This is a genomic window from Virgibacillus dakarensis (assembly GCF_900155625.1).
GTDB classification, from domain to species: domain Bacteria; phylum Bacillota; class Bacilli; order Bacillales; family Amphibacillaceae; genus Lentibacillus_C; species Lentibacillus_C populi.
Window position 1 is genome coordinate 1,522,817 of the sequence record NZ_LT732554.1, and the last position, 14,392, is coordinate 1,537,208.

Annotated in this window: 11 protein-coding genes and 1 pseudogene; all 12 read left to right on the plus strand. The window is 39.9% G+C overall.

Going from position 1 to position 14,392, the window contains the following annotated elements:
* Positions 1–14 precede the first annotated feature (14 nt).
* The 12 genes and pseudogenes from CZ382_RS17055 to CZ382_RS17110 all read left to right on the plus strand — a co-directional run bounded on the left by CZ382_RS17055 (position 15) and on the right by CZ382_RS17110 (position 14,290).
* The gene (locus CZ382_RS17055) at positions 15–1,016 is read left to right on the plus strand and encodes a Gfo/Idh/MocA family protein (RefSeq protein ID WP_088052401.1); all 1,002 of its coding nucleotides are present in this window, start codon (positions 15–17) and stop codon (positions 1,014–1,016) included.
* A 332-nt stretch (positions 1,017–1,348) separates the two neighbouring features.
* Positions 1,349–2,613: pseudogene (locus CZ382_RS17060) on the plus strand (Gfo/Idh/MocA family protein).
* A gap of 178 nt (positions 2,614–2,791) precedes the next feature.
* Positions 2,792–3,190, plus strand: coding sequence for an IS200/IS605 family transposase (gene tnpA, locus CZ382_RS17065; RefSeq protein WP_088052402.1), 399 nt, complete (start codon positions 2,792–2,794; stop codon positions 3,188–3,190).
* Between the two features lie 11 nt (positions 3,191–3,201).
* The gene (locus tag CZ382_RS17070) at positions 3,202–4,314 is read left to right on the plus strand and encodes an RNA-guided endonuclease TnpB family protein (protein WP_088052403.1); all 1,113 of its coding nucleotides are present in this window, start codon (positions 3,202–3,204) and stop codon (positions 4,312–4,314) included.
* A gap of 228 nt (positions 4,315–4,542) precedes the next feature.
* Complete coding sequence (locus CZ382_RS17075) at positions 4,543–5,535, plus strand: LacI family DNA-binding transcriptional regulator (RefSeq protein WP_088052404.1); 993 nt, start codon at positions 4,543–4,545, stop codon at positions 5,533–5,535.
* A gap of 459 nt (positions 5,536–5,994) precedes the next feature.
* Positions 5,995–9,273: a TIM-barrel domain-containing protein gene (locus CZ382_RS17080; protein ID WP_088052405.1), complete on the plus strand. Its 3,279-nt coding sequence runs from the start codon at positions 5,995–5,997 to the stop codon at positions 9,271–9,273.
* 219 nt (positions 9,274–9,492) lie between these two features.
* A complete protein-coding gene (locus tag CZ382_RS17085) occupies positions 9,493–10,209 on the plus strand; it encodes a GntR family transcriptional regulator (protein WP_230855996.1) in 717 nt (238 codons plus the stop codon).
* Positions 10,210–10,319: 110 nt separating this feature from the next.
* A complete protein-coding gene (locus CZ382_RS17090) occupies positions 10,320–11,495 on the plus strand; it encodes an SIS domain-containing protein (RefSeq protein WP_088052406.1) in 1,176 nt (391 codons plus the stop codon).
* Between the two features lie 101 nt (positions 11,496–11,596).
* Entirely contained in the window at positions 11,597–12,079 is a 483-nt protein-coding gene (gene agaV, locus CZ382_RS17095; RefSeq protein ID WP_088052407.1) for a PTS N-acetylgalactosamine transporter subunit IIB, read from the plus strand.
* A gap of 144 nt (positions 12,080–12,223) precedes the next feature.
* Positions 12,224–13,003 carry a PTS N-acetylgalactosamine transporter subunit IIC gene (agaW, locus tag CZ382_RS17100; protein ID WP_088052408.1) on the plus strand — a complete coding sequence of 260 codons (780 nt, stop codon included), beginning with the start codon at positions 12,224–12,226 and terminating at the stop codon, positions 13,001–13,003.
* Entirely contained in the window at positions 12,993–13,808 is an 816-nt protein-coding gene (locus CZ382_RS17105) for a PTS system mannose/fructose/sorbose family transporter subunit IID (RefSeq protein ID WP_088052409.1), read from the plus strand. Before agaW ends, CZ382_RS17105 begins: the two co-directional genes overlap by 11 nt.
* A gap of 65 nt (positions 13,809–13,873) precedes the next feature.
* Positions 13,874–14,290: a PTS sugar transporter subunit IIA gene (locus CZ382_RS17110; RefSeq protein ID WP_088052410.1), complete on the plus strand. Its 417-nt coding sequence runs from the start codon at positions 13,874–13,876 to the stop codon at positions 14,288–14,290.
* Positions 14,291–14,392 lie beyond the last annotated feature (102 nt).

The window sequence follows — 14,392 nt, forward strand, 5'->3', positions numbered from 1 at the left end:
GGAAGGGGATTTAAATGATTAAATTTGGGATAATTGGTATGGGAACAAGAGGGCAAATATATGCAGACACAATTAAGCAAAGTGGTACAGCAGAAGTTGCTGCAATTACCGATATAAATGAAGAAAGTTTAGAAGTAAATATGGAAAAGTATAACACAAATGGGTACACCAAATTTGGGAAAATGTTTGAAAAGGAAAAACTTGATGCAGTAATTGTCGCTACGCCTGACTTTCTTCACAAAGATCCAGTTGTTATTGCTGCAGAAAAGGGAATTCATGTTATGGTTGAAAAACCATTTTCGACCGATCTTAAAGAGGCGACTGAAATGGTTGAAGCAATTAAAAGAGGTGGGGTAAAGTGTTTAGTTGGATTTGAAAACAGATGGAACAGCCCTTTTGTAGCAGCCAAAGAGACGGTAGATAATGGTGATTTAGGGGAAATAGTTACGTTAAATAGTAGATTGAATGATACTATTTATGTTCCAACAAAGATGCTTAAATGGTCGTTAAATTCAACGCCTGGATGGTTTTTATTGTCGCATTCTATTGATCTTGCATGTTGGTTAAAAAACGTTAAACCAATTAGAGTATTTAGTGTTGGTACACGTAAAAAGCTAGTATCAATGGGGATTGACACTTACGATTCCATACAAGCAACAGTCGCTTTTTCAGACAACACACATGCTACCTTTACTTCTAGTTGGATATTACCGGAAACCATGCCGTTACTATATGATTTTAAGTATGAAATAATCGGTGAGAATGGAAGCTTGTATGTCGATTTACATGATCAAATGGTGAAAAAAGCCACCGGGCGCTTTGAGCATGTACACACACTTGGTACGCAGATTAATGGAAAATTAACTTCGGCACCAAGTCAAATGTTACTTTCATTCATAGATAACATTCGATATGGCACAGATCCTATTGCTGGGCCGGAAGATGGTCTATTGAATACCAAAATTGTGAATGCATTGCACAAATCTATAGAAGAAGGAGAAATTCAAGAAATATAAAATTAAGTTAATTATTTTCCCTTGGCTCTAAAAAAAGTAGACTAAATTAGAAAAGTTCCATAAAAGTTCTTTAAGTGCGTGTTCAAAAAGTCGCCGAATTGGGTCTTGAAGGTAGAGGCGGCGTAGCTCCCGGCACCGAGCTTGAGGCAGGACGTACTGACCTCTACGTTCCCCACAGGACGTGGGCGGTTTTAGTAGAAGATCCTTATTCCCCGTACATGAAGAGCGGAGAAGCAAGCGGGCGACACGATTCGCCGCTTATCATTTAGTGACTTTTTAAACATCTAATAGAAATATAGATAAAATAGTTTCAGTTTCAGGGGAGTGATAAAATGCAACCAAAGACAGCAGTAGTAATTGGCGCAGGTGATCGCGGTGCAAGAGCATATGCGCCTTATGCCTTGGAATATCCAAATGAATTAAAAATTGTAGCAGTAGCTGAGCCCAATGCCGAGAGAAGGGATAAGTTTCAGGAAGCGTATTCCATTCCCCAAGATAATTGCTTTTCCTCATGGCAAAACATGATGGAAGGGGGGAAATTGGCTGACATTGCCATCATCTGCACACAAGATCGATACCACTTTGAGCCAACAATCAAAGCATTGGAATCAGGGTATCATGTATTACTTGAGAAGCCAATGTCGCCTGATCCGAAAGAATGTATCGAGATGGAAATTGTTGCAAAGAAATATCAGCGCCAGTTAACGATTTGCCATGTACTGAGATATACAGATTTCTGGTCAACGATAAAAAAAGTCGTTTCAGAAGGACAAATAGGAGAGATCGCATCTGTCCAATTGAACGAAAATGTCGAGATTATGCATATGTCACACAGTTTTGTGAGGGGGAACTAGAACACAAAGAGAAGTCCAGTCCTATGATCTTACAGAAATCCTGTCACGATATGGATATTATTAGCTTTATCATGGACAAGAAATGCGAGCGAATTAGTTCTTATGGTTCGTTGCTGCATTTTAAAAAAGAAAATGCACCGATTGGAGCTCCGGAAAGGTGCTTAGACGGGTGTCCTGCTGAACGTGAGTGCCCATTTCATGCAGGCAGGTATTACCTTGGTGAAGGAAGAGGCTGGGCCAAGAAGTTTACCGAGGATCACACGCGTGAAGGAATCATTAAGGCATTACAGGAAACGCCTTATGGAAGATGTGTCTATCAGTCCGATAATAATGTAGTCGATCACCAGGTTGTAAATATGGAGTTCGAAGGTGGTGCAACCGCTACCTTTAGTATGTGTGGCTTTACCCGTGAGCAAACAAGGATCGTCCAAATCATGGGCACAAAAGGAGAAATAAGAGGAAACATGGAGGAGAACCGTATTTCTATCTATGATTTTCTTACAAAGCATGAAACAGTCATTCATTTTGACCAGCCTGTTGGGGGCCATAGCGGTGGTGACAAAGGTATTATTCGATCCTTTTTATGGGAAATCGATAATGTAGATGTCACGAAAAGTATTTCTTCGGCTAACATTTCGTTAAGAAGTCATTTAATGGCTTTTGCGGCAGAAGAATCGAGATTGAATCAAGGGAAATCAATTGAATTAGATGAATACCATAATAGTTTTCAGGTTCATTATTAAAGTTTGGGATAGTTTTAACGTACTTCCGAAAGAAGTCTCCCTCTTCAAGCGTGTGAAGGGCGTAGCCCAACGGTAAGGGGGAGATGAATTTCGGTTGGGTGACAGCCCAAAGGTTTTTTTGCCTTTTTTGTTCAACATGGTATAATCAGTATTATAAATTATGAAGGTTGATATAACAATGAGTTTAGATAGTAATAATCACTCAGTATTCTTGATGTATTACCATCTTGTGTTAGTCGTGAAGTATCGAAGGAAAGTAATAGATGATACCGTTTCAGACTATGCCAAAGATAAATTTGTGTCATGGAGTGAAAAATATAATATCACGTTAGTCGAATGGAACCACGATATCGACCATATACATATCTTGTTCAAAGCACAACCCAACAGTGAATTATCAAAATTCATCAATGCCTATAAAAGTGCCAGTTCAAGGCTTATCAAGAAGGATTTTCCCCATGTTCGTAAAAAGTTATGGAAAGAAATGTTTTGGACAAGAAGTTTTTGTTTGTTGACGACTGGTGGTTCACCTATTGAAGTGGTGAAAAAATATATGGAAACTCAAGGGATAAAGTGAGGTGATGTGATATGGCTAAACAAAATAAAGCGTACAAGTTCAGATTGTATCCAACAGCTGAACAGGCCTTGATTATACGCAAAACATTCGGATGTGTTCGTTTCGTCTACAACAAGATGTTAGCTGAACGTAAAAGAACTTATGAGTTATGGAAAGAGGATAAAGATGCCTTAAAAAAGGTGAAGCCCCCTACTCCCGCCAAGTACAAAAAAGAGTATGAATGGCTGAAGGAAGTAGATTCATTAGCGTTAGCGAACGCACAACTCAACTTGGATAAGGCATATAAAGCATTCTTCAAAGGGAATGCCAAGTTCCCAAAATTCAAAAGTAAACGACACAAGCAAAGCTACACAACAAATGTCGTAAACGGTAATATTCAATTGTTGGATGGTCATATCAAATTACCTAAAATAAAAATGGTCAAAATCAAGCAACATCGAGAAATTCCTTCGAGGTACAATATCAAATCTTGTACTCTGTCAATGACTGCATCAGGAAAATACTATATTGCTATTCTTACAGAATACGAGAAGCAGATTGATAATAAGGAAATTGAAAGCGTTGTTGGATTAGATTTTGCGATGGATGGGCTATTTGTCGATAGTGAGGGTGAGAAAGCCAATTACCCTAAGTTTTATCGACAAATGCTTGAAAAATTAGCAACAGAACAACGTAAACTTTCTCGTAAAAAGAAAGGGTCTTCGAACTGGAATAAACAACGCATTCAGGTAGCTAAAATTCAAGAGAAAGTTGCCAATCAACGCAAGAATTTTCTTCACCATCAATCAAAAAAATTAGCAACTAAATACGATGCCGTTGTGATGGAAGATTTAGACATGAAGGGAATGTCACAAGCGCTAAGGTTTGGCAAAAGTGTCGCTGATAATGGTTGGGGAATGTTCACCTCTTTCTTACAATATAAACTAAAAGAACAAGGGAAACAACTTATCAAAATTGACAAATGGTTCCCATCCACCAAAACTTGTTCAAATTGTGGTTCAGTAAAAGAAGTCAAGTTATCTGAACGTACCTACCAATGTACTTGTGGTCTAAGTATCAACAGGGATTATAATTCAGCACTCAATATCAAAAAAGAGGGCATTCGCTTATTAGCAAGTGTCTAATAAAAATATAAACTTTTGGAACAAGAGGGTTAGCTTGGTCAATTTCGTCAGCTACCAAAAGTGGCGATTACCCAAGAAGCCCCCACTTCAAGCAACCCGTAAGGGTGGTAAGTGGTGGGAGTAGTTCACTATGGTGATTTTCCAATATAAATAGCTATTGTAATAAAGGACATGGTAGAATAACTATATAATGACATTAGGAATGGTTGGAAAAAAGGGTGATTTTCATTGGCAACAATTAAGGACATTGCACAGAAAGCAGGGGTTTCACCCGCAACAGTCTCACGTGTGCTTAATTATGATGCGAGCTTATCAGTAGCAGATGATACAAAGAAAAAGATTTTTGAAGCTGCTGAAGAACTTTCCTATCGAAAGCGTCCAACTAAACGGTATTCTAACAAAAAGATTGCTGTTGTTCATTGGTATACAGAAAAAGAGGAATTGAATGATCTTTATTATTTATCGATAAGACTTGGTATTGAAAAACGCTGTAAAGAACTGGATATGAATGCGAATATCTATTTTTTTGATAATATACATGAAATTCCCGCCGATGATATAGAAGGAATTATCGCTGTTGGAAAGTTTAGTGATAAACAAGTTAAAGAACTAACCAAAATCAACCCGGCAGTAGTATTTGTTGACTACTCCCCGGACGAAGATAAATATGATGCTGTAGTGATTGATTTTACAAAGGCAACCCAAAAAATTGTCGATTATTTTATGGCAACGGGTCATCAACAAATTGGTTTCATTGGTGGCAGAGAATTCTTAAAGGGGCAAACCGTACCGCTGGAAGATTTGCGGGAAAAGGCATTCCAAAGCTATATGAAAGAAAAAGGGTTATATGATGAGCGATTTGTATATATAGGATCCTTTTCAGTCGAGGATGGGTATCATTTGATGAAGCAGGCAATAGCAGATCTTGGTGACCAATTACCTACAGCCTTTTTTACGAGCAGTGATGTGGTGGCAATTGGCAGCTTACGGGCATTGCATGAGGCTAAGATTGCAATTCCGGATCGGGTGAGCATTATTGGTCTTAACGATATGTCTGTTTCCAAATACGTATACCCATCATTAAGTACGATTAAAGTATACACAGAAATTATGGGAGAGACAGCTGTAGATACACTGTTGGAACGGTTGGAAGGCAGGAGTATTGCAAAAAAGGTGTTCATTTCAACCAAACTCGTTATCCGAAAAAGTGTCAGATCTTGAATGGTCTGGCACTTTTTTTGATATAAATAGAGTCGCTTGTTCTAATTCCCCTAACGACTGTATTAAGCGTTAGAGGAGATTTTTCGTTCCAATTTGTTAATAGGTACAATAAGCATAGTAAAGGAAATCTATCATTATCCATGCAGTATTAGTAAAAAAGTAGCATTTGGTTTTGAATAGAAATACCCTTTTAAATTTTCGTAAAACAATTTATGCTTATATAGCAACTGGTTATAACCAGATGAATTACATTGTACTATTTTGGAAAAGCCATGGGAATCGGAAAATAGGTTAATAGCTGCAAGGATGGTTTGATGTCAGCAAACAGGCAGGCGTTTTTCGGGTTTTCAAAGAGAGGAGGTGCTACAGCCTAAAACTGATTATGTAGCCTATTTTGTAATGCAAGCGATTGTCGAAATGAAATAGGAAAATTAAAAAACAAGGGGCGTGTTAACGAATATGAAGAACTATTTAAAAGTCTTCGTTTTCAGTGCTGTTCTTATGTTTGCGCTTACTATTATAACACCAGACAGCTCTGCAAAAGCGGAAAAGCAGGATGAAACCGTGATCGGCGACCTTACAGACTTTGCTGCTGAGGAGAACACGTATACACTATCTGCCGGAGATGCGAAAGTTCGTGTAAAATTCTATAAGGACGATATGTTTCGTATCTGGCTTGCCCAAGATGGGAAATTTACCGATCCTGCCGGGGATGAAATTATTGTCAAAAATGAATTTCCGGAGCTGACAACGGACTGGTCGGATGAAGGGGATTATTATCGTGTTAACACCAAAGATGTAACATTACGGATTTATAAAAAACCATTACGATTCGAGCTGTACGAATCAGACAATAAAACATTGGTGTGGAAGGAAACAAAGGGATTATCTTGGAATGGTGAGGAAACAAAGCAAACATTAAGCCGTGATGAAAAAGAGCAATTCTTTGGCGGCGGCATGCAAAACGGCCGGTTTACGCATCGGGATGAAACAATCGAGATTTCAAGATCTACTAATTGGGAGGATGGCGGACATCCAAATGCTGCCCCTTTCTACATGAGTACAAACGGGTACGGTGTTTTTCGAAATACATTCGCCCCAGGGTCTTATTCGTATAAGGATCCAGTAGTGACGACACATAAAGAAAATAGATTTGATTCCTTTTATTTTTATGGACCTGGACTGAAAGAAATACTGGATGGGTACACAGAGCTTACCGGAAGACCATTTATGCCACCATTATATGGGCTTGAGCCTGGTGATGCTGATTGTTACAATGACGAAGGCCAGACGACTTTAGATGCATTGGAAGTCGCTGATGGCTATAAAGAAAACGATATGCCAGCTGGATGGATGCTTGTGAACGACGGGTATGGTTGCGGCTATGAGGATCTTGAGCAAGTAGGCACGGAATTGAGAGATCGTAACATAGAAATGGGATTATGGACAGAGGATGGCTTGCCGAATCAGGAATTTGAGGTGAATAAAGCAGGCGTACGTGTACGAAAACTCGACGTTGCATGGGTAGGTCCCGGTTATCAGTTTGCACTGGACGCTGCTCAGGAGGCATACGAAGGAATTGAACAATATAGTGATGCACGCGGCTTTGTTTGGATGGTGGAAGGCTGGTCCGGAGCGCAACGTTATGCTGTTCAGTGGACAGGTGATCAATCAGGATCATGGGAAAACATTCGCTTTCACATCCCGACCATTGCAGGTTCGGGAATGTCAGGACAGGCATTCACAACGGGAGACATTGATGGAATCTTTGGCGGGAGCCCCGAGACGTATGTAAGAGATTTACAATGGAAAGCCTTTAATCCGGTGTTGATGAGTATGTCAGGCTGGGCTGAAACAGATAAACAGCCTTGGCGTTATGGTGAACCCTATACCTCGATAAACCGGAAATACTTAAAACTGAGGCAGCAGCTTTTGCCATACATTTATACGTATGCTGCTGAAGCACATCAAAGTGGTGTCCCTTTAGCTAGATCAATGGTATTGGAATATCCTGACGATCCGGTAACATGGGATACAACAACGCAATATCAATACCTGTTTGGTGAATCCCTGCTTGTAGCACCGGTATTTGAAGATACGGATAAACGGGATGGTATTTATCTCCCTAAGGGAAAATGGATCGACTATTGGAGCGGGGAAGTCTATAATGGTCCACGCATGGTAAATGATTATCAAGCACCATTGGAAAAACTGCCATTGTTTGTCAAAGCAGGTGCGATTGTTCCGATGTGGCCTGAAAATAATTCCTATAAAGAGTTGGCAAATGATCATCCATTGATCGTTGATATCTATCCTGAAGGAAAAAACAGTTTTACCTTATACGAGGATGATGGTGTTACGCGTGCGTATCAGGAAGGTGCTTTTGCGGAACAAAAGATTACGACCGATGCGCCGGAAAATGGAAGTGGAAATATTGAAATTACAGTTGGTGCCAGTAAAGGTGAATATGAGGGCAAACCAGAGCACAGACCGTATGAGTTTACGATCCATACGAGTAAAAAACCTGCTAATGTTGGAATCGGAAAAGGTAAGAAATTAAAGCAATATGAGTCAAAAAATGAGTTTTCGGAAGCAAGTGAGGGTTGGTATTATGACGAAGCTGACCGTAACGGTGTCGTTCACGTAAAAACCGCGTCTATGGCAACGAATAAGTCATTCACGATGACGGTTTATGGCTCAAGTAGTGTTGGAGAAGGTGAGGGTGATCCAGCTGCATTGTTACAATTGGATGTACCTGATGAAATTGAAGCCGGAAATTCCTTTGATGTGACTGCCAGCTTCTTAAATGGATCGACCAAGAAAATGAACGATGTGCAACTTTCTCTAAATCTGCCTGAAGGATGGAAGGCCAATGGAGCAACAGATGCAACGTTCGATAAGGTGGATACGGGCCAAGAGGTTACAGCCACGTTCTCCGTCACACCGCCTGAGGATACTGAAGAAGCTAATTATGACATATCTGCACAATCAACTTTTAAGCAAACGGGCAGTGACTATTCTGTTAACGCTAATGCGGATATTTTTGTAACGGATCCTTATAAAATAAAACAATCGGAAATGACGGCAACAGCGACGAGTGAACAATCAGGTTCTGATTCAGCTGAACATGCTATTGATGGAAAAAAGAGCACGATGTGGCATACCGATTGGTCCGGGAATGATAAATTGCCCCAATCGATTACGCTGGACTTGGGAGGCACGCATGAAATTAGTGAAGTCACGTATTTACCAAGACAATCTGGTACAAACGGGATTATTACAGATTACAAGTTGTATGTAAGCACAGATGGGGAAAATTTCACGGAGATAGCAAGCGGGAAGTGGAATAACGATAAAACCGAAAAAAGAATTGGTTTTGATCCAATTGAGGCAACACATATTAAATTGGAAGCGATAGAAGGTGTTGGCGGATTTGCTTCCGCTGCAGAATTAAACGTTTTTGTTGCAAAACAACAAGATGTAAGCATTTCATCAATGCTGGAAACGCTCAATAATCATCGTGAAGATGTCGTTTCAGAAGATGCCTACCGCTTGTTGGAGACGCATTTGAAAGCAGTGAGACGTTATGAAAGTCAGGAGAAGGCAAAGAAAATAGTTAAACATATGGAAGGGTTTAAGGATTTGCTTGAACATCAGCATAAAGAGAAGTTAATTTCTGACAACGTATTTGCTATTCTCCGTGACCAGACTGGTAAGTTGATTAAGCACTGGAAATAGGTTTCTAATTCCCTTGTGGCGATAACTTGCCACAGGGGAATTTTACTGCTGAATTATTTTTGCTCTATACATTTCATGGACTTAAAGGTATATTTGTAATGAAACAGCAGCAGTAGAATCCCTTTACATTTTCGTAATCGTGGTTTATACTAAAATCAACTGGTTATAACCACTGTAATTCATAATAGAATTTGGAAACAGGAGGTGGCAGCTTACTAATTGGATAAGTATAGCAAAGTACCACTGTATTTACAGCTTATGGAGGAATTAATTAAAAAAATCGAAGCCCAACAATACACGGAACATGAAAAACTGCCTTCCGAACGTGAGTTGTGCGCGATCTATGATTTAAGCAGAATTACGGTAAGACAGGCTTTACAGGAATTGGAACGTGAAGGGTATATTTATAAGCTTCATGGAAAAGGTACGTTTGTTGCACCGAAATCGTATAATCAGGATTTGGTAAAACTTTATAGTTTCACCGAGGAAATGAGACAAATGGGTAAGCGGCCGACAACCCAAGTACTCTCGTTTCAAGAGATGGCGGTGGATGAACGGCTGGCAGGAAAGATGGGATTGGCCCCTTTGGATGAGGTGTATCAAGTTGTTCGTTTACGACTTGCGGATAATGAACCATTGATGTATGAAACATCCTATTTGCCGAAAAAAACATTTCCCAATTTAACGGAAGCAGAATTCAATAAACGGCCAATGTATGATATCTTTCTGGACGATTACCAAATGGGTGTAACAAAAGCAATTGAACGTTTTTCTGCCACGAGTGTACGCCAAAAGGAAGCGGAGCATTTACGTATCGTAACGAACCAACCTGCGATGCTGATCAAACGTTTTGCTTATCATAATGAAAGCCTGATTGAATATACTATTAGTGTAGCCCGTGGAGATAAATTTGATTATACAGTGGAATTAACTTAATAAACTCTATTAACTCATTTAATAGAGTTTATTAAAGCGATAACTGGTTATGACAACATAACCACAAATAGAAAGAAAATACTAGAATACAGCAAGATGGAGGATGGCAAATGTTTAACCTGACAAGTGAAGAGTTGAAAAAACAGGAAGCAACATATACAGCAAATGAAATTCACCAACAACCTGACGTGTGGCAGGAACTCGTTTCAACGATTTTTCAGCAGAAAGAGTCGTCACGTGGATTTATCGAATCGATCTATCGTAAGCATGACAATACAAGGGTAATCTTAACGGGTGCCGGTACATCGGCATTTATCGGTGACATTCTTGTTCCGGAATTACGCAAACAAACAAATGGAAAAGTACAGTTTGAAGCAATCCCGACAACAGATATCGTTTCCAACCCGAATGAATACCTTTTAAAGGATGTCCCTACCATTATGGTTTCATTTGCCAGATCTGGTAATAGTCCAGAAAGTATAGCAGCCGTAACGCTTGGGGAGCAATTTATTGATAACTTTTATCAAGTCGTTATTACCTGTAATAAAGATGGGGAATTAGCGAAAAACATAAAAAATGATGATAATGCCATTACGATTTTGACACCGGATAAAGCACATGACAAAGGGTTTGCCATGACAAGCAGTTTTACGTGCATGATTATTACGGCGTACACACTGTTTACGCCTAATGCTTTTACTGGTAACAAGGCGAAACAAATTATCGCAAACGGGGAACGGTTAGTCGATTCGGTTGCGGATCATATTGATGATATTTTGCAATTTGATTTTCATAGACTTGTTTACTTGGGCTCGGGGCTGCTCGGTCAGCTTTCACATGAGGCTTCATTAAAAATGCTTGAGTTATCAGCTGGTAAAGTTGCCGCAACATATGAATCTTCCTTAGGCTTTCGGCATGGTCCTAAATCGATTTTAGATGAAAGGTCGGTCGTGGTTTTATTTATGTCTCAAGACGCTTATACCAGAAAGTACGATATGGATATTTTGCGGGAGCTGGCAGCAGATAAGTCGGAAATGAAGGTTATTGCACTTACCGAGAAGAAGGATCAGGAAGTAGAGGAGCTTGCCGATTGGACGATTACGGTAAATGATAGCCAAGCTTCATTTACGAGCGATTTTCAGCTTGCATTATTATATATCATTTTTGCCCAAGTACTGGCATTGAAAAAGTCGATTCAGCTCGGTATTACACCGGATAATCCTAGTCCCGACGGTCGTGTCAATCGTGTCGTACAGGGTGTAACGATTTATGAATACGATCAATAAAACTCAAAGAATCGCGTGGCACTACTTTTAGTGTTGCGCGATAGCAGTAAAAGCCATTTTACTACCGTTTACAAAATTAAAAATGCAAAGGGATGAGAGATATGACAACAGCGCCAAATATTTTACTAACAAGAATTGATAATCGTTTGATCCACGGTCAAGTAGGTGTTACGTGGGTGAATCATTTAGGTGCTAACTTAGTAGTTGTTGCGAACGACAAAGTTTCAGAAGATGATGTCCAGCAGAGTTTGATGGATATGGTTTTACCCGATGTTATTCAAGCTCGTTATTTCTCATTGCAAAAGACAATTGACATTATTCATAAGGCATCACCGCGTCAGAAAATATTTTTAGTAGTAAAAGATGTGCATGATGCATTGAAGTTGAAGGAAGGTGGTGTTCCAATTGACCATTTGAATATCGGAAACATGCATTATGAAGAAGGAAAAAAGCAAATTTCCTCGACTGTATCGGTTGACGAAAAAGATATCGAAGCGTTCAAACGGCTGAACGAACTCGGTGTAAAACTTGATTTGCGCAGAGTTCCGGATGAAAAGGGACAAAATATTTTGGACTTGTTTTAAAAGGATAGTTGAAATCAGCTACCTCGCTGATTTCTTCCAATCCGACCTCTAGCTTCCGACCTCTAAAAAAGACGATATCAGCGTTTTTCTTAACGGATGCTAGATTAATAGATTACATTACATTCTTTAAGGGAGGTTTAACCAATGTTACTTGAGGCAATATTGATTGCACTTTGGGCAGGGATTATCGGGATTGATTTGTATGTCGGTCTGACACATATTCACCGTCCAGTAGTGACAGGGCTTGTCGTTGGTTTGATTCTAGGCGATGTAACAACAGGCTTAATGGTAGGGGGAACACTAGAATTAATTTGGATGGGAATGGTGCCACTTGCTGGTGCCCAACCACCGAACGTAGTTATTGGCGGCGTTATTGGCACCGCTTTTGGTATCATTGCCGGCCAGGATCCAAATGTTGCCGTTGGAGTGGCAATTCCATTCGCGGTTGCAGTGCAAGGATTGATTACACTATTTTTCACAGCCTTCGCACCCGTCATGCATAAAGCCGATCAGTACGCATTAGATGCCAATTATAAGGGGATAGACCGAATAAATTATTTAGGTGTAACGATTCTCTTTGTTTTTAATGCCTTAATTGCTTTTTTACCTATTTACTTTGGTGCAGAAGAAGCGGCCGCATTTGTCGAAACGGTGCCGCAATGGATTATTGATGGTCTATCTGTTGCTGGGGGAATCATGCCGGCAATCGGTTTTGCGATGTTATTGAAAATAATGATGAAGGTCGAATATGTCATGTTCTTCATCGTAGGATTTGTTTTGGCAGCATATTTGGAAATGCCGATATTGGCTATTGCGTTAATTGGTTTGGCCATTGCCTTGTATGATTTTTATCAAAACAAAAAGAAACAAGGTCCAACGAATACACCTGCACCTCGAGAGGAGGAAATAACCGATGGCATCTAATGTATATGAAGATCAAACACCAGCACCGGATTTACAGCCGAAACAACTGCGTCATTTAGTATGGCGATCGTTATTCCTGCAGGCATCTTTCAACTATGAGCGGATGCAGGCTTGTGGCTGGTTATACTCGATCTTGCCAGGACTCCGCCACATTCATAAGAACAAAAAAGACTTAAGTAAATCAATGAAAGATAATATGGAGTTTTTTAATACTCACCCATTTCTTGTTACGTTTATCATGGGTGTTATTCTCGCAATGGAACAAAAGAAAGAGGATCGTGAAGCCATTCGGGGAATAAAAGTTGCGACAATGGGCCCGCTTGGCGGGATTGGGGATGCGCTATTTTACTTAACATTACTGCCGATCACTGCCGGAATTGGTGCCTCACTCGCAGTAGATGGAAATGTTCTCGGGCCGTTCGTATTTATCATTGCATTTAATGTGATTCATTTTGGTGTTCGGTTTGGGTTAATGAGCTATGGGTATAAAACGGGTGTTAAAGCAATTGCAAAATTAAAAGAAGGTACAAAGCATGTGTCACGTGCTGCCTCTATTGTTGGTTTGACAGTAGTTGGAGGATTAATCGCAACATATGTAGCATTTAACGTCACATATGTCTGGAAATCCGGGGAAGCAGAATTGAAAGTGCAGGAGGATGTATTGGATCAAATTATGCCAGCAATGCTTCCATTGGCCTATACCTTGCTGATGTACTGGTTATTGAAAAAAGGTCGTTCACCACTAATGTTAATTGGCTTGACAGTAGTTGTTGGATTAATTGGCTCCTACTTTAAAATTTTATGATCATAGGTGGGGTTTCTCTTTCGTATTCAGAAACCCCCTTCTCTAAATGAGAAAGGTTGGATAGCATGATTGGAATGATACTAACAGGGCATGGGTCTTTTCCAGATGGGATGCTAACATCAGTACAATTGATTACAGGTGAAGTGAAACAGGTTGAAGTTATTCCGTTTGAAGAGGATCAAGAAAAGCTGCAAGCAGAATTGGAGAAGGCAATTGATAAAGTAGATACTGGTTCTGGAGTTGTTTGCTTTGCCGATTTAGCTGGCGGTACACCATTTAATGTATGTTCCCGCTTGGCGGCAACGAAGGGAAATGTTCGTGTGATTGGCGGGACAAATTCACCAATGCTATTAAGTGGAATATTCCAACGGGACCTTCCTATTGATGAATTTGTCGAGAAGGTCTTAGTTGAAGGGAAGGAAAATATCAAGCAGTTTAAGGTCAAACAAAAACAGACGGCAAAAGGTACAGATGGGATTTAATCTTTTTTCACTTTAGAAAAATTTAGGATTTTATAGGATTAAAGTATAAGAAAAACTTCGGCACCCGCTAGTACAGAGAGGCAAATGCCGAGTTTTTCTAAA